The organism is Pseudoalteromonas umbrosa, assembly GCF_030125375.1.
Lineage (GTDB): Bacteria > Pseudomonadota > Gammaproteobacteria > Enterobacterales > Alteromonadaceae > Pseudoalteromonas > Pseudoalteromonas umbrosa.
In genome coordinates this window covers 92,873-109,743 of record NZ_JASJUU010000004.1, presented here as the reverse complement: position 1 = coordinate 109,743, position 16,871 = coordinate 92,873, and the positions used below count along the sequence as shown (strand labels likewise).

12 protein-coding genes are annotated in these 16,871 nt (G+C 42.7%); 6 read left to right on the top strand and 6 right to left on the bottom strand.

The window, feature by feature from the left end; all coding sequences use genetic code 11:
• Position 1: 1 nt before the first annotated feature.
• Complete coding sequence (locus QNM16_RS15355) at positions 2 to 364, top strand: DUF3192 domain-containing protein (RefSeq protein WP_284021331.1); 363 nt, start codon at positions 2 to 4, stop codon at positions 362 to 364.
• Between the two features lie 53 nt (positions 365 to 417).
• On the opposite strand, the gene QNM16_RS15350 is transcribed toward QNM16_RS15355, so the two are convergent.
• From QNM16_RS15350 to QNM16_RS15340, 3 genes are all read right to left on the bottom strand, one after another.
• Entirely contained in the window at positions 418 to 1,320 is a 903-nt protein-coding gene (locus QNM16_RS15350) for a diguanylate cyclase domain-containing protein (RefSeq protein WP_284021330.1), read from the bottom strand.
• Entirely contained in the window at positions 1,321 to 5,052 is a 3,732-nt protein-coding gene (locus tag QNM16_RS15345; RefSeq protein WP_284021329.1) for a hybrid sensor histidine kinase/response regulator, read from the bottom strand.
• Positions 5,053 to 5,212: 160 nt separating this feature from the next.
• Entirely contained in the window at positions 5,213 to 6,613 is a 1,401-nt protein-coding gene (locus QNM16_RS15340; protein WP_284021328.1) for a PhoH family protein, read from the bottom strand.
• 411 nt (positions 6,614 to 7,024) lie between these two features.
• Between QNM16_RS15340 and rapA the strand changes: the two genes are divergently transcribed.
• Both rapA and QNM16_RS15330 read left to right on the top strand, forming a co-directional pair.
• A complete protein-coding gene (gene rapA, locus QNM16_RS15335) occupies positions 7,025 to 9,922 on the top strand; it encodes an RNA polymerase-associated protein RapA (protein ID WP_284021327.1) in 2,898 nt (965 codons plus the stop codon).
• Between the two features lie 172 nt (positions 9,923 to 10,094).
• On the top strand, positions 10,095 to 11,582 hold the full coding sequence (locus QNM16_RS15330) for a hypothetical protein (protein WP_284021326.1): 1,488 nt from the start codon (positions 10,095 to 10,097) through the stop codon (positions 11,580 to 11,582).
• Between the two features lie 27 nt (positions 11,583 to 11,609).
• Here QNM16_RS15330 and QNM16_RS15325 read toward each other — a convergent pair whose 3' ends face one another.
• Positions 11,610 to 11,897: a hypothetical protein gene (locus tag QNM16_RS15325; protein WP_284021325.1), complete on the bottom strand. Its 288-nt coding sequence runs from the start codon at positions 11,895 to 11,897 to the stop codon at positions 11,610 to 11,612.
• On the bottom strand, positions 11,891 to 12,544 hold the full coding sequence (locus QNM16_RS15320; protein WP_284021324.1) for an HAD-IA family hydrolase: 654 nt from the start codon (positions 12,542 to 12,544) through the stop codon (positions 11,891 to 11,893). Before QNM16_RS15320 ends, QNM16_RS15325 begins: the two co-directional genes overlap by 7 nt.
• A 139-nt stretch (positions 12,545 to 12,683) precedes the next feature.
• On the opposite strand from QNM16_RS15320, the gene QNM16_RS15315 reads away from it, so the two are divergent.
• Positions 12,684 to 13,448: a DeoR/GlpR family DNA-binding transcription regulator gene (locus QNM16_RS15315; RefSeq protein WP_284021323.1), complete on the top strand. Its 765-nt coding sequence runs from the start codon at positions 12,684 to 12,686 to the stop codon at positions 13,446 to 13,448.
• Positions 13,449 to 13,517: 69 nt separating this feature from the next.
• Complete coding sequence (rluA, locus tag QNM16_RS15310; RefSeq protein ID WP_284021322.1) at positions 13,518 to 14,171, top strand: bifunctional tRNA pseudouridine(32) synthase/23S rRNA pseudouridine(746) synthase RluA; 654 nt, start codon at positions 13,518 to 13,520, stop codon at positions 14,169 to 14,171.
• Between the two features lie 16 nt (positions 14,172 to 14,187).
• On the opposite strand, the gene QNM16_RS15305 is transcribed toward rluA, so the two are convergent.
• Positions 14,188 to 15,480, bottom strand: a complete 1,293-nt coding sequence (locus tag QNM16_RS15305) for an amidohydrolase (RefSeq protein WP_417710136.1) — start codon at positions 15,478 to 15,480, stop codon at positions 14,188 to 14,190.
• Between the two features lie 195 nt (positions 15,481 to 15,675).
• On the opposite strand from QNM16_RS15305, the gene QNM16_RS15300 reads away from it, so the two are divergent.
• Positions 15,676 to 16,869 carry an HD-GYP domain-containing protein gene (locus QNM16_RS15300; protein WP_284021321.1) on the top strand — a complete coding sequence of 398 codons (1,194 nt, stop codon included), beginning with the start codon at positions 15,676 to 15,678 and terminating at the stop codon, positions 16,867 to 16,869.
• The last annotated feature ends 2 nt before the right edge of the window (positions 16,870 to 16,871 follow it).

Here is a 16,871-nt window from a genome sequence, read left to right as displayed (position 1 = left end):
AATGAAAAAATTACTTTTAGCTACTGCGCTTTTGAGCACTACTTTATTATCTGGTTGTATTGTTGCAGTCTCTGATGGTGAAGCGCGCCACCACAGCGCCTGGAATAGCACTCACAAAGAGAACAGAGCAAAGATCAGTAAACTTGAACTAGGCGCAAGTTATCAAGCAGTAACCAGTAAGTTTGGTACACCTGACTTTAATGAAGCCGTCTCTAAAAACGGTCATACTTATCAAGTACTTTATTTCGCCACAAACAGAAAGCACTCGGATGGTCAAATTACCAAAGATGAATGCACGCCACTGGTGTTTAAAGATGATCAGCTCATCGGGTTTGGCCAAGCTGCTGTAGACAGTTATTTATAAAAAAATTCGATTTACTTCCCAACACAAGCCGCATTATGCGGCTTTTTTCTTACTCAGCGACTCACCAAAACGATACGTTCTTGCTGGTGATGTGCTTGTAATAAAGCTTCGTCGGCTAGCTCCAAACTGTCGTTTTGGTCACCAGAAAAATCCTCATGCACATGCACAACCCCCATACTAATAGTCACGTGCGCGCAAATCGGAGAGCATGGATGTGGAATAGATAGTGCATCAACAGCTTGATGCATTGCCGATGCCAATGACATAGCTTGATCTGCATTGCGCTTATTCATCAAAGCAACAAATCGCACGCCATCGTATCTTGCAACAAACCCCTCCACTTTTTGCGTCATGCTTTCCAACACTTTAGCAATTTTAACTAAGCACTCATCTCCGGCACTAAACCCGCAACTATCGTTATATTCTTTAAAATAATCAATATCTACGAGCAAAATTGACAGCGGAACTTGCTGATCACGACTTTGATACCAAAGCTGAGCTAAAGTCTCATCAAGTGCTCTGCGGTTGGGTACCTCTGTCAAACCATCAATATTTGCCAAACGCTCAAGTAGATCATTTTTTTGCTTGATCGCTAAATGTATTTTTACGCGCGCTTTCACAATATTAGGGCTAAATGGTTTAACAATATAATCTACAGCGCCAAGCAATAACCCCCTAGCTTCATCTTGATAGCTATTGCTCGCTGAGATAACAATCACGGGAATTTGGTAACAGCTTGGATCAGCTTTTAGTTGCAGTAAAAAATCGAGCCCTTCATCATCAGGCATAAGGATATCAACAATGATCAAATCAATTTGTGTTTGTAGTAGCCGTTCAAAAGCCTTGTCGCTGTTAGCACAGCTGATCACCAAGTGCTCATCAGATAACGTATTTTCAAGCACGACGCGATTGAGCGGATCCCCATCTAACACTAATATATTGGCCGATTTTTGCATTTAACTTCCTTTTGTTTCCAATAAAATAAACTGCTGAGCTTGGCGGATAAAAATAATAAGCTCATCTCTCAAAGAGGCGTTTTGCGGTATCACACCTTGATACTCCATTGGCGCATTTACCGCAGTGTCTAAACGAGAATTCGCTTCTACTAATTTGGCATACTCGGCCAAGCGCGTTAACCCTATGCCTGCGGATGCTCCTTTGATGCTATGTGCAATATCTGCCAATTGCTGGTTACTCTCTATTGCGAGTAGTTCGCTCACATATTCATCACATAGTTTAGCAAACTTATTCAACATTGTTTTTACAAGGCTTGGGTTGTTCATCAACTGTGCCATTGCGAAGGCTTTATCAAAAACACATGGCTGAGTGCCTACATAAGGTAATAATGCTGAACACAACTCTTGAGGAGAAATAGGCTTCACCAAAAAAGCATTCACACCATGTTTAAACGCTTTTTCCTTTTCATGCTCATGTGCATTTGCTGTCAAAGCAATAATAGGAAGGGCTTCTTTACTTAATTTTTTACGCAGTGATTCTGTAGCTTGATAACCATCAATGTGTGGCATGTAAATATCCATCAGTACCATATCTGGCTGCAGAGCCTGGCAAATCTGTACAATACCTTGTGCACTTGAAAGCGCCACGACAACAGCACCGTGCTGTTCTAATACCGTTTTGGAGATATCTAGATTCAACGCATTATCATCCACAACCAGGCAAAGAGAATTTGCCAGACGCGTCTGACCTTCAACCTCTGTGACGCCTTGCTCAAATGGAGCCAAACACAAAGACTGATAGAACATATGCTGCGGTATCTTTAAGGTGTTCAGTGATGCATGATGCGCTGACGCTAAGGATAAATCGCTCGGCACCACCAGCCCTAAACAGTTCTCAGGCGCGATATCGCTAAAATGGTGACACAAATAGCTCATTTCATCGGCATCATCACATGCGATATAAGCAAATCTATCCAACTGTGCCAGCGCTTCTCCGAAATTAGCAAAGCAGGCAATTTGATAATGACTTAGGTAATCAGGGGGCTCATGTGCAGATATCAAACATATCGTATCTTGCTCGGCCGTGTAAGCACGCTTTTGCGTTTGTAGCATAAGTTCAAATTCAAAATTACTGCCAACGCCTTCCTCACTGTGTATTTCAATTTTTCCACCTAGCAGTGTTACTTGCTGTTTAACAATCGCCAAGCCCAAACCAATCCCTTCATACTCTCTCGAACTTGACTCGTTGCCCTGCGTAAAGGCATCAAATAATCGCGCTTGCTCGTCTTCTTTAATACCGGGGCCGGTGTCAAAAACTGAAAAAGAAAGCCACTGCTCTCCCTCTTTACTCCATTTAGACTCAACCTTTAAGCCAACTTCACCACGTTGCGTAAACTTAACGGCATTCCCCATCAGGTTAACTAAGATTTGCTTAATGCGCGCTTCATCGCCAACAAACTCAGGCCAAACATTAGCGGCAACTTGCAGATTCAGTGTTAATCCCTTTGCATCACTCAATGGTTGTATTAAGGCATTTAAGCTATTCATTAAGCTCAATATGGTGAAAGGTTTATTACGCACTTTGGTACGACCACTCTCCAAACGCGCAAAACTCAAAATATCGCTTAGCATAGTCAACAGTTGCTTTGCGGCGGTTTCTATATGGGTTAATTTCTCACTGTCTTGCGGCAGTGTGAGACTTGGTTTTAATATCCCGACTAACCCGAGAATGGCATTTAACGGTGTGCGGATCTCATGACTGATATTGGCAATAAAGCGACTTTTTGCCCTATTTGCGCGCTCAGCTTCTATTTTTGCTTTGGTAAGAGCTGTGACGTTTTGCACATGAATAACAAAGTACTTGGGCTGTTTTTGCTTATCCCAAACCAAGGACACACTCAATTGTAACCACAAAGACGACTCACTTTGTGACAAACTGAGTACTTTAACGCCTTTGCGCTCTTCAAGTAATTGATTTAGAACTCCATTAAGCGTCTCAAGCTCAGCATGAGCAAACAGCGCGCTTAATGGTTGACCAGTTTCCACTCCTCCCAACAATTTACGTACAGCGCGGTTGAACTCTAAAATCATTGCATCAGTAGAGACGAGCAGAATGCCATTAGGCGCATGTTTAATCGCCGCTTTAAAGTTTTGTTCCGACGCTCGCAGCGCATTCATAGCTTGCTGCTGCTCACTAATATCTCGAGCAATCCCCAAACTGCCTATTCTACTTCCCTGTTCATCGAATAAAGGAGAGACACTCACTAAGTATGCCTTATCATCAAAGTCTAGGATCTCAGTAAGTGGAATGCTATGACTTTCCATTGCCTGCTCAAGATCTAATAGCTCATGGTACTTTTGACTCACCTCTTGATGCTCTTTGGCAACTAACTCACTTTGCGCCACCCCGATAAACCGCTCAAAAGCTTGGTTACAACCAATAAATGAACCATCAATATTTTTAAAATAGATAAGATCAGGCACTGAGTTAAGCACGGTATTAAGCAGCGCAGCCTGTCGCTCTTTGGCTTCAAAACTACGTGATAAAGCTTTTTTCTGTCGCTGTACCTGCCCATCCAATCGCGCATTATGTGTTTCCATCTGTTCAATGAGTGCCTGCCTTTGCACCACAACATCTTTGATCTCTTTAAACCAAGGCTGCCAATCCACTGGAACAGAGTAATCAAGCGTATCTGAATCGACTGCATCTTGCTTTGTTAAATAATGAACAAAATGTCTGAGCGGACGAATAAATATCTGCCCGTTGAGCCATAAAAAGGAGAAAAAAGTGAATACAATAAATAGTGCTAAAAAGCTAAGTTCAACCATGACTTCTTTGAAAACAGCGGCAGTAAACGCATCTTCTGTTTGCTGAAATCTAAGTATATAAGGTGCATTTTGGATATCCCCGGTTAACTCAATACCACCGCGCCAAACCCGAGCACGCTCCGAAGATAAAGACTTTAATAAGTTCGCCGGCGAACTACTTTGCACCAGTACTTGTTCATTATCATCTACCAGTGCCAGCGACCCACCATCAAAAGTCAACTTATCTAATAAAGCCGTTACTTTTTCTGCGTTGTAAATCAGAATAATATGAGACTTTCCACCACTATTTACTGGTTGAGCAATGCTAAAATAGGTATTGCCAAATAACCTTGTTTGCTTACTGTCAGGGTTAGCCAAGACGCCCTTTCTGGGACTAAAACGCCCTTCGACAATGGCAGTTAATAGATGACTTTGTGTTTCATCACGGCGTTTAACGAATGCAAAGCCATGCTCATTAAAATAGGCCACAGCCTCTAACTCACTGATCAACGCCAAAGCCGTATCAAAGCTAGGACCCAGCGCCATTACATGCAGCCAGTGCTCTAGCACGCGGGGGGAGGCTTTGTAGGTTCCCAGCCCAACCAGCTCTCCGCCTTTTTCTGGCAAGCGATGATAATAGTAACCTAATTGCTGGCGTACCTGCTGCTGGACATCACGGCTTAGTTGGTATTTGATGGGAGTCTCTAATCCGCGTTTAATACTTCCAATGACAGTGCTTGCAGCACTCGCAGCTTGATCGACTTGCGCCAATACTGCGGAAAACTGCACTTGGTAGACGGCGTATTGACGTTCTAACTTAATATTGAATAAATGAAAACACAGCACAATGGCGAGAATTAAAGGAATTAATAACGCAACACAGATAGATTTTCGATAAGTTTTGAGTGGCTGAAACTCTGACATAATGTCCATTCAATGGCCTGTAGTAGTTCTTTCCATCTTTTTTTGAAAGGTTAGCGAGCAGCGTTCAGATAAGCAAGTGATTCACAGCGTAACTACCCTATTTGAAAATGAAAAAACCAGTGTATATCGGATACACCGGTTCATATTTATCAACTACATATTACAAGTTTTCTTCGGCAAATGAGGCCAATCGACTCCTTACAACACCATTGAGGTTGATTGTCGCACTGCCTTCGAAGTCTTTAAATCGCTCTACGATATAAGTTAGCCCAGAGGTCACTGGCGTTAAGTAGTTACTATCTATTTGCGCCAAGTTACCTGTACAGATAAGCTTAGTTCCCTCACCACAACGCGTAATAATGGTTTTGAGCTGAGAAGCTGTTAAATTTTGGCTCTCATCTAAAATGACCACCGCATTTTGAATACTGCGACCACGCATAAAGTTAACGGACTTAAACTGGATATTGGCCTTTTCCATAATGTAATTTCGGCTAGATATTGGGCTTTCATCATGCTTGTGCAGCACTTCAAGTGTATCTGTAATTGCCGCCAGCCAAGGCGCCATTTTCTCTTCTTCAGTGCCGGGCAAAAAGCCTATACTCTCAGCGATTTCAGGAGTATTTCGCGTTACAATCACTTTATCATATACGCCCTTTTCTATGATCATTTCCAAGGCACTAGCTAATGCCAATAGCGTTTTCCCGCAACCAGCAGGGCCTGTTAATACCACCAGCTCAATATTGGGGTCTAAGAGTGCATCCAGTGCCATACCTTGATATACATTTTTAGGTTTGACTCCCCATGCTTGCTGGTGCAATAACCGTTCGACACTGATGTCTTTTAACGTCACATGCGCCTCATCATACCCAACTACGCGTGCCGCAAAGTGCTCGCCGCCATCAAGCAGATACTCATTATAAAACACTTCTGGCATCCGAGATTTAGGTACTTTGTGTAAACTGTACCTCCCTTGCTGCTCAGTTTGGCACTCACCCACACTTTCCCAAAAATCTCCTTCAAACTTGTTATAACCTGACGTCAGTAAGTTGATATCATCAATGAGTTGATCTGTTCGGTAATCTTCAACGAATTTCAAACCCACCCCTTTTGCTTTGAGGCGCATATTGATGTCTTTTGTTACCAAGATTACTTTTTTCTCTGTATATTGTTTCTGAAGTTGTAGTGCACAGTTGATGATACTGTGGTCGTTTTCATTACCCGGTAGTCCAGAAATACTATCTGGATACAAATGGTCATTTACGATTATGAGCTTGCCACTGCTGGCTGGTTTGTTTGGATCACGCTGTACTTTTGGTAAGTCAACGCCCTCTAGCATTTGCTCAGGAGTCGCATCGGTCAGAACATCATCCAAACTTCTAATAGCGACTCTTGCATCTCGACTTACATCGCGTTTTCTGTCCTTGATGTGGTCAAGTTCTTCTAACACGGTCATGGGGATCACAACATCATGTTCTTGGAAGGAAAGGTAAGCGAGGGGTTCGTGAAGTAAAACGTTGGTGTCTAGTACATAAATTTTCCGGTCGAGGTCATCTTTTCCCATAGTGCATTCCTATTCGTCTGCAATTTCTATGATTGAACTGTGCATTGCTCGCCACACAATACATCGCTCTAACTTAATTTTAGTCTATTTGTCACAAAAGTCGTTTTCATGACAAAAAACCTTTTGCCGAAATGTCCCTAATTATTTCCATACTCCCCCTATGCCACTTTTTTTAATGACTCAATTCGTATATTTTATCTCCAATACCAGTGATGTTTGACTATGCTTAATAGCCACTATTGCACAATAAAAAATAATCAACGGTGAGCAAACGACGAATATGAATCAGTTATCATGCAAAACCCACGCAATACCGCGTTGTAAGGCACATTTATTGTGTTTTTACAATCTTGAACAAGGCTTTGCTTCTCGGTAACATAGCCGCCTTTTTTCTGCGAAGATGAGAAAACCATGAATTTTTCCTTAGGTCAGCGCTGGATAAGCGATACCGAATCAGATTTGGGTTTAGGGGCCATTGTCGCCTTAGAAGGTAGACAAGTAACCATTCTGTTTCCCGCCAGTGGAGAAAACCGCGTTTATTCAGTACAAGAAGCGCCGGTGACTCGAGTAGCATTTAATCCTGGGGATGTGATCCGCAGTGTTGAAGAATGGGAAATGCGTGTAGAGAGCATCGAAGAGCAAGGGGATCTGCTTTGCTATCATGGTGTTCGTCTAGACACAGAAGAAACTGTCAGCCTAAAAGAAACCTTTTTAGACCATTTCATTAAGTTTAACAAACCTCAAGACAGACTGTTTGCAGGTCAAGTAGATAGATTTGATCGCTATACACTGCGTTACCAAACGTGGCAGCACCAGTTTCACCGTCAACAATCTCATCTGAAAGGCCTAATAGGTCAACGTGCCAGCTTAATTCCACACCAGCTGTATATAGCTGATGAAGTAGGACAACGCTTTGCACCACGTGTTTTACTATCTGATGAAGTTGGATTGGGTAAAACCATTGAAGCCGGTATGATTTTGCATCAGCAGATCCTAACAGGTCGCGCGAGCCGTGTTTTAATTGCGGTACCTGAAAGTTTACAACATCAGTGGTTAGTCGAGATGTTGCGTCGTTTCAACTTACGTTTTTCGATCTTTGATGAAGAACGTTGCGACGAAGCATTTGCAGACTCACCCAATGTGTTTGAAACCGAGCAGTTGGTTTTGGTCAGCCTTGAGTTTATCACTAAGAAACGCCGCTGGTTTGAACAAGCCACTTTAGCAGATTGGGATCTGCTTGTGGTTGATGAAGCGCACCACCTTACAGTAGAAAAAGATAAGCCAAGTACTGAATATCAGCGTATTGCTGAACTCAGCCAAGATATTCCAGGCCTCATCTTATTGACTGCAACGCCTGACCAATTAGGACATCGCAGCCACTTTGCTCGCCTGCAGTTATTAGATCCGGATAGATTCTATGACTATGACGCATTTGTTGCAGAGGAAAGTAACTATAAAGAAATTGCGGATGCGGCGAATCAACTGCTGCAAGATGCGCAGTTAGATGACAAAGCCACAGCGACCATTACTGAGCTTCTAAAAGAAACTGATATCTCAGAACTTCTAGAGCGTGTTGCTGCAAAAGAGCAAGAAGCAAAACAAGAGCTATTAGGCATGTTACTTGACCGTCATGGTACAGGCCGTATCTTGTTCCGTAATAGTCGCAGTGGCATTGATGGCTATCCCGGTCGTAAAGTCCATGCACACCCAGTTGACATGCCAAAGCAATATAAAACGGCTATGTCCGTGCTTGGTAGTATGGGCGGTATCCAAACTGCAGAAAAAAGCGCATCACGCGCCCTTTTCCCTGAAAAAATATTTCAGGAGTTTGAAGGTGAAAGCGCCAGCTGGACTCAATTTGATCCTCGCGTCAACTGGTTGATTGAAAAGCTTAAAGAGCTAAAGCACGAAAAAGTACTTTTGATCTGTGCCGAAGCACAAACGGCAATTAGCCTTGAACAGACTTTACGCGAGCGCGAAGGCATTCGCTCAGCTGTATTCCATGAAGGCATGTCAATCATTGAGCGTGACCGTGCGGCCGCTTACTTTGCTGATGAATATGACAGTGCACAAGTGTTATTATGCTCAGAAATAGGCTCGGAAGGTCGTAATTTCCAGTTTTCACATCACCTTGTCTTGTTTGATCTGCCACTCAACCCAGATTTATTAGAGCAGCGTATTGGCCGACTTGACCGTATAGGTCAGCAACATGACGTCAATATTCATGTTCCTTATTTTGCCAATACTGCACAAGAAGTGTTATTACGTTGGTACAATGAAGCATTAGATGCATTCGAAACCACCAGCACGACCGGTCAGTTGCTATATAAAGAGTTCTCTGAAGATCTACTTGAATTTATCGCAGCGCATAACTGTGACGAAGAAGAACTTGATCCATTACTTGAGCAAGTCGCCAAGCAAAACAAAGTGTTACGTGCAAAAATGGAACAAGGTCGAGATAGACTACTGGAACTGCACTCAAGCGGACAAGGCCGTGCAGAGCAAATCGTAACTGAGATTGAGAAGCTTGATGATGATGTAATCTTGCCAGCTTATATGATTAATGTGTTTGATATTTTTGGTGTAAACCAAGAAGATAAAGGCGAAAACACCATTATTCTCAAGCCCACAGAGCATATGCTTAACCCGTCATTTCCATGTTTAAAAGACGATGGCATGACAGTAACATTTGACAGATCAACTTCACTATCTCAAGAAGATGCGCAATTCATCAGTTGGGATCACCCTATGGTTGAAGGCGTTATGGACATGATCTGTGATGATGACTTCGGCTGTGCATCAGTGGCACTACTTAAAAACAACAAACTGCCTGTCGGTACTTTTTTTGTTGAGCTGATTTATGTTGCCGAAACCTCTGCGCCTAAATCGCTGCAAGTAGGTCGTTTTTTACCACCTACACCTATTCGTGTGTTGATGGACAAAGCAGGCAATAACCTCGCTGAAAACGTCGCATTTGATGCATTTAACCAGCAACTGTCTGCAGTCGGCCGCCAAACAGCCAGTAAACTAGCTAATGCATTGCAATCGGGGATCCACCCACTAATTTCCAAGGCGACAGATATTGCCAATCAGCAGTTAGATACATTGCAAAGTCAGGCTCAAGCAGACATGCAGACGCGCTTAGACGAAGAGCAAAACCGTCTAAATGCACTCAAAGCGATTAATCCAAATATCCGTGAAGAAGAGATTCAAGTCTTTGATAAGCAAAAAGCACAGCTCAGTGAGCACATCTCTAAAGCACAGGTAAAACTGGATGCGATCCGTTTAATTGTGGTTGCTAACCAGTAATTACGTCCTTAAAAATAGGCAATAAAATAAATAGATACTTTATTGCCTATTTTATTTCATAGTCTTTTTATCTTAATTATTTATTATTAATTTCATATTATATTCTTAGTTCTTGTCAACTTACCCCTCCCTTGATAGCTTGATTAAGATTTAAACAATCAAGGAAATGACAATGAAAATTAAAAAAATAAATCTCCTCTTGATGCTTAATATCTTTTTATTAACGATATTCTGCACAAAGTTATATGCTTCGAATAACTCTGCACCACAAGGCAACTATTTTTTGATTGGTACAGACGTTGACCAAGTCTTCAAATTGAACTTCAAAGCCAATAATCAAGTCATTGTTGCGGATGATTTTAAAGTGTCTGCCCAGTGGCAGTGGCAGTCCCACCAGCAGGTCATGGCAAACTTTTCTCAGCCGCAAACTCGATATCAAATACCAATGTCAGAGAACGAGACACATATTCACCAATTGATTGGGTTGAGCTTTAACCTCAACACGCAGAACCCTAGTGAATACACACAGCATATGCAAGTTTGGCACAAAGAAGCACAAGAGGTTGTACAGACCTATACACTCCCAAGCGAAGGACTTTTAGTAAAACAACGACAACTGCAAAAGTGGCAAACACAGCTGGTAAATACAACCTGGGAAATCGCTAATTTTGATGAAGTCACACATGCCGAAGTAGCTTGGTTTAAAGCCAGTAGCTCAGCTTCCGTGACTTTTCATGAAAACGGTAAAGGCACAGTCAATCATTGGGATAACACACAAAGTGACTTAACCTGGAAACTGAAAGGAAAAAAGCTTGTTCTTCGCTATCATCGCAACGAACAGAATGTGAAATTAGTAATTCGCATAGTTGAGAATATTGATGATATTGGGCTGCGCTTTGTTGCAAAACAGGTAAATAAAAAGTCCAAGCAAGCAAAGTGGATCTCCGGCTACATGATTGAAAAGCAGGATATTGCACTCACTTACGAACAAGTTATTGGTCAATGGCGTAAATCTAATGGGCGCTTTCATGACTACTATCCAGATCAAATTGCAGTTGCAAGCGTTGCCAACACAGCCTCAAAATGGAAACTCAATCACCTAAATCAACTTGTTAGAGAAAAACTAGATCATCCAGAACAAGGGACTGTACTTAATTGCCCTGACAATCGCTGCTATGTTAGCTGCGAATTCTTTTATGAACTGCTCGCTAAAAAAGGCAATACGCTCTACATTGCTTACCATTATAATTCAGAGTTTTATCCGCAAGGCCCGTTAAAATTTCAAGGTAAATGGATACTCAAAGTTGAGTATGACGAAGCATTTGGCATAAAAGATTTTTCTAGAAATATCTTTTCATTCACGACTATGAACTTAGAGTACCAAGGTCAAAGCCACCCATATCTATTTAGTCGTTTACCAGACGAGAACGGTGATCTAGTTAATCAAGTGACCTCACCGGAAGGTACAGGCACCTTTTCCTTTATAGAAGGTAAATTACACACATTCATTAACCAACAAGAAAGTATTTTTGAGATAACGCTATTTGAGAGAGATGGACTTTCAGTCTGTCAGTATCAACCGGGTGAACATTGTTCATTGGGTAAACAAGCGATATTCAAATTTACTCATGAGGCAGGGCCATACCCAGTCGCTCAATAACTAAGTGGGGCGTTATTTGCCCCTTTTTTAACTTAAAACCACTAAAGCGATTATCGATTGCAATACTAAGCAAACAGCATTAGTCCAAATAATTGCAGGACGTTTAAATCTCAACCCGTACAGTAACCAAAACAGAAATACGACGACATAGCCAAATAAAAAGCTCATCGATAAAGTACTCTCACCATCACGATTCAACTCACTCAGAAGTTGACCAAGTAACGCAAATGCGCCAATACCTCCAAATAATACACCTGCGATATCCCAATAACGCTCATCACTCATCAAAAAGTGTGCCCAAGTGACTCTCAACATGCTTGCCTCCCCTGCAAAAGCCTTGCATTCCAGTTTGTATAGTCATTTATTCTGGCAACAATATTGGGATGTGATAGCTGACAAAACCGTCCAACAACCACCACGTCACACCCCGCAGACAAAGCTGCTTGTACGCCAGCATCTGAGTCTTCAAACACCACACATTCTCGACAGGGCAAACCCAGCTTATTTGCAGCCGCGGTGAAAGGCTCTGGGTCTGGTTTACCTTGTTGGACATCTTCCGCCCCGATTAAATGCATGGGTATAGGTAAGTCGCATGTTTTCATTCGCTTTACGGCATTATCACGATCCGCTGAAGTCGCTAACGCCCACGGTAAGTTCAACTGCTGTAAATGAGTAAGGAAAGTCTTTGCGCCAGCAATCTCTTCAACATACTTTGCAAATGTGCCCTCAGCGCCTTCTAAATGCTGAACTTCCTGGTGAAGGTCCAAATGTGGTAAATGTTGCTTTACATAGTCTTCAAAACGAACACCTCGGCCATCTTTTAATACTTGTTCAATATCGAGCTGATGCCGTTGGCACCAAGGCGCAATGGCTTTGGCAATCGCGGTATCAGAATCGACAAGTGTGCCATCCATATCAAAAATAGCACCTCGGTATTTTGACAAATTACAGTAATAATCCATATTTCCCTCCATCAAAACAGGCAAAAACACGCAAATAAAAACTTAAAAACGCAAATAAATGCACCTACATGCAAATAATACGCTTGCGATCCCCCTAAGATCAAGTAAAATTCGGCAAAAAAGCGCAGGAACATGCAAAATGCTATTGGCGGAACGACATCAATTAATCTTAGAACAACTTAATCTGCATGGCAGGATCACATCTGTGGAATTGGCTAAATCACTGGCTGTCAGTGAAGACACGATCAGGCGAGATCTCAACAAGCTAGGAGAGTTAAAACTGTTACACCGTGTTCACGGCGGTGCTTTGGTGATGCAAGAAGAGACACCTGATTATTTTGACAGATTAAATACACCCGATCCCTCAAAAAAGCGCTTTTTAGAACCGGCACTCAATATGCTTGAAGCAGGACAAACCATTGTTATTGATTCTGGCGAGACGTGTCGTTACCTCGCACAAAACTTACCAGCCAACTTACCTTTAACCGTTGTCACCGGTTGCCCGCTGATTGTGCAAGATCTCATGCAGCAACCTCAGGTGCAGGTGATCCAAATTGGCGGCAAAATGTTTAAGCCCGCCATGCGCACTGTTGGTCACAGTGCCATTGAGATGCTCAAACAGATCCGCTTTGATATCGTCTTTATGGGGATCTGTGCATTTCATGCCAAGCACGGCTTTTGCGTTAATTACCTCGAAGAAGCTGAAGTATTGCGAGCCACCATTGATCAAGCCGATCGCACCGTTTTAATGGGACCACACGATAAGCTAGATAAAACCAAAACTTATCAGATTGTGCCTGCACATAAAATCAACCATGTGATCACCGATGAAGGCATACGCCAAGATGTGCAAACCAGCATCCAAACACTTGGGATTGAATTAACAATCGTGCCAAGCAACTAGGGTTTACTTGGCCTTTTGATCGTAGCCAGTTAGAATACGCCCGTTTTCGATCAAACTTGGAATTTTGCAGTGCTTTTAAATTACAACCCACCAACCGATCCCTATCTAGGTCTCTTATATCAGGACGATCATATGTTGGTGATCAACAAGCCAAGTGGCTTGTTGACAGTGCCGGGCAAAGATCCAAAACATGCTGACAGCGTCATTAACCGCATCAATCGGGTGTTTCCAACCGCAAAAATCGTGCATCGTCTTGATATGGCGACATCAGGTATCTTATGCTTGGCCATGCACAAAGAAGCACACCGCTTTTTAAGTATTCAATTTCAAGACCGACTGACTAAGAAGCGCTATGTCGCGCGTGTTCATGGCCGACTGGAAAGTAAAACAGGCTCAGTTGATCTGCCACTCATTTGTGACTGGCCTAACCGCCCCAAGCAAAAAGTCTGTCATGAATCCGGTAAACCATCACTGACCCATTATGAAGTGCTTGAATACGAGCCAAATGCAACACGTGTGTCACTCACGCCAATTACAGGTCGTTCTCACCAGCTAAGGGTACATATGCAATCACTGGGGCATGTTATTCTAGGTGATAGGCTATATGCGACTGGTGATGCCCTCAAAGCCGCAGAGCGTTTGCAGCTACATGCACAAATGTTAGAGATCTGCCACCCAGTCAGTGGCAAGATGATGCAATTTAATGCGCCAGATCCTTTTTAGGCTCTGGCACAACTCACTATTTTTGATTAAAGAGATCTAACGCACTGGCCGTCATGGCACGTACCCCAGTTTTTAAAGCCAATGGATAATCTGGCGCAAACTTGCTTGAATGCAATGAAGGCAAACTAATGCCATGTGTTTGCGCATTAGCATAAGCTTGTGGCTCTACACCCCCTAACCAGAAAATAGTGATTGGAATATTGTCATCTGTACGCCCATACAGACCAAAATCTTCACCCGCCATCACAGGTTCTGCTTTCACTACATTTTCAGCACCCAATTCATTTTTAATACTGGCTGTCACCGCATTAGCAAGATCAGGTGCATTATAAGTTGATGGAATGCTTTCTGACTCATGCACATGTACAACAGGTGCTTGATCAGGCGTTAATCCAGCACTCAAAGCGACCCCTTTAGTCAGCCGCCTTAACGCCGCTATTTGCTGATCTCTCACTTCTCTATCATAAGATCGCAATGTCAGCTGCAATTTCACTTCGTTAGAAATAATATTATGCTTAGATCCACCATGAATCGATCCCACAGTGATCACAGAAGGCTTAAGCGGTGAAATCTCGCGACTGGTAATGGTCTGGATCCCAAGTACAATGCGCGACGCTAACACGATGGGATCAATGGTTGTATGCGGGTAGGCACCATGACCACCTTGCCCTTTAACAGTAATGTCTACAGAATCAACATTAGCTAACGCATAGCCAGGAGAGATGGCAACTTTACCTGCTGGCAGCGATGCACTGACATGTAAACCAAGCACATGATCAGGCTTGGCAAATTTGCTAAACAGCCCTTCTTTAAGCATGGCTTTAGCGCCAGCACCCACTTCTTCAGCGGGCTGCGCCACCATCATTAATGTCCCCTGCCACTGATTTTTATTTTTTACCAACTGCTCTGCAGCACCAATAAAGCTGGCCATATGAATATCATGGCCACAGCCATGCATCACACCGACCATGTTATTGTTGGCATCTTTTACTCGCACTTTTGAGGCATAAGGCTTTCCGGTTTGTTCAATAATTGGCAAACCATCTGTATCAGCGCGGATCATAACTGTAGGTCCATCACCATTTTTCATCAGTCCCACTACACCATAGCCACCGACACGTTCGGTGACGTCAAAGCCCAGTGCCTTTAACTCTTCTGCCAAACGTGCGCCTGTTTGCTTTTCTTGCATAGACAGCTCAGGGTTCTGGTGTAGATGTAAATACAGCGCTTCTAGTTTAGGAAGCGACTGGTTGACTGCAGATGCTAGATCACTAGCAGCAGCATGATGTACGCAGCACAATAGCGCCATTGATGTGAGCAATGTTTTCATAACGTTATTATTATTGAATTGAAAAAGTCGTTCCAGCTTGCAAACAATTGCTGATAAATGCAACTGTTTATGCCATTCACGCTGGACAAAAATGTTCATAATCTGTGCACTATTGCGCTTTCATTTTGATATGCCTTTGCTAAGCTTAAACTCTACACAAGGGGTTTTTATACTGTGAAAACAATAAATATCAAAGAGTTGCAACCTGGTATGTTTGTTGTTGGCGTGATCAAACAAGCCGGACACGTACGGGTAAAAAATCAGGGCTGGGTGAGAGATGAAAAAGGGATCAACAACTTGATCCATTCCGGTGTATTAGAAGTCGAGATCGATCCCGACAAAACATTAGATCAGTTCCAACCTGAACCAGAGATCATCGAAGAAGTGATCACTTCTGCTAAACCAGATCCCTGGCATAAATCCGTCCCAGTCGAAGCTGAGCTTGGCCAAGCTGTTAAAATGTACGAGCAAGCAAAGCAACTACAAGAAAAGGCGTTCTCCGATATAAAAGAAGGTCGAAAAATTGATATCGCGGAGTTTAAAGAAACGGCTTCAGGCTTTATCGATTCAGTGTTTAGAAATCAAGATGCCCTCGCCTGCATCGCACGGATCCGTGAAAAAGATGGCTACCTGCTGGAGCATTCTTTAAACGTATCCATTTTAATGAGTATCTTTGCCAAGCACCTCGGATTTGATCGCGAGCTCATAGAAGAGTTGGCAACGGGCGCGTTATTACACGACATAGGTAAAATTAAAATCCCTGATGACATATTGCAAAAACCGGACAAGCTCAGTGAAAATGAATTTGCCATTATGCGAGAGCATGCCAAATATAGTCACGATATTGTTAAAGACAGTGGATTAGGTGAAATTGCCGCTGAAATAGCGGGATTTCATCACGAGAGACTTGATGGTACGGGCTACCCATACGCAAAACAAGGGGACGAACTATCCCAGTATGTGCGTATGATTTCCATTATTGATGTCTATGATGCCCTGACTGCCGACAGAGTCTACAAAGTAGGCATGACACCAATACAAGCGTTTAAAAAGCTCAGAGCTGGATGTCCACACGAATTTGATGGGGATTTACTCAATAAGTTTATTCACTGCATTGGTATGTATCCGGTAGGTACTTTGGTTAAGCTAAAAAGCCACCGAGTGGGTATCGTTGCAGCGAGCAACCCAGTATCGCCTTTACAACCTGTGGTAAAAGTTTTTTACAACGCAAAAAACATGTTTCATGTTGAAGTGAGAGATGTCGACTTAAGCGATAAACGCATTGATGATGAGTTAGAAGCAGCGGTAAAACCTGAAGAGTTTGGTTTAGACTTAATCAAATTTTTCCGCCACTCCATGCTACCTTAGCG

Bases quoted from the DNA above. Each gene is read 5' to 3' on its own strand.
- QNM16_RS15305 (WP_417710136.1), bottom strand. From the start codon at position 15,480: ATGGCGCTATTGTGCTGCGTACATCATGCTGCTGCTAGTGATCTAGCA.
- QNM16_RS15355 (WP_284021331.1), top strand. From the start codon at position 2: ATGAAAAAATTACTTTTAGCTACTGCGCTTTTGAGCACTACTTTATTA.
- QNM16_RS15340 (WP_284021328.1), bottom strand. From the start codon at position 6,613: ATGGGAAAAGATGACCTCGACCGGAAAATTTATGTACTAGACACCAAC.
- QNM16_RS15315 (WP_284021323.1), top strand. From the start codon at position 12,684: ATGCTATTGGCGGAACGACATCAATTAATCTTAGAACAACTTAATCTG.
- QNM16_RS15345 (WP_284021329.1), bottom strand. From the start codon at position 5,052: ATGTCAGAGTTTCAGCCACTCAAAACTTATCGAAAATCTATCTGTGTT.
- rapA (WP_284021327.1), top strand. From the start codon at position 7,025: ATGAATTTTTCCTTAGGTCAGCGCTGGATAAGCGATACCGAATCAGAT.
- QNM16_RS15325 (WP_284021325.1), bottom strand. From the start codon at position 11,897: ATGTTGAGAGTCACTTGGGCACACTTTTTGATGAGTGATGAGCGTTAT.
- QNM16_RS15350 (WP_284021330.1), bottom strand. From the start codon at position 1,320: ATGCAAAAATCGGCCAATATATTAGTGTTAGATGGGGATCCGCTCAAT.
- QNM16_RS15330 (WP_284021326.1), top strand. From the start codon at position 10,095: ATGAAAATTAAAAAAATAAATCTCCTCTTGATGCTTAATATCTTTTTA.
- QNM16_RS15320 (WP_284021324.1), bottom strand. From the start codon at position 12,544: ATGGATTATTACTGTAATTTGTCAAAATACCGAGGTGCTATTTTTGAT.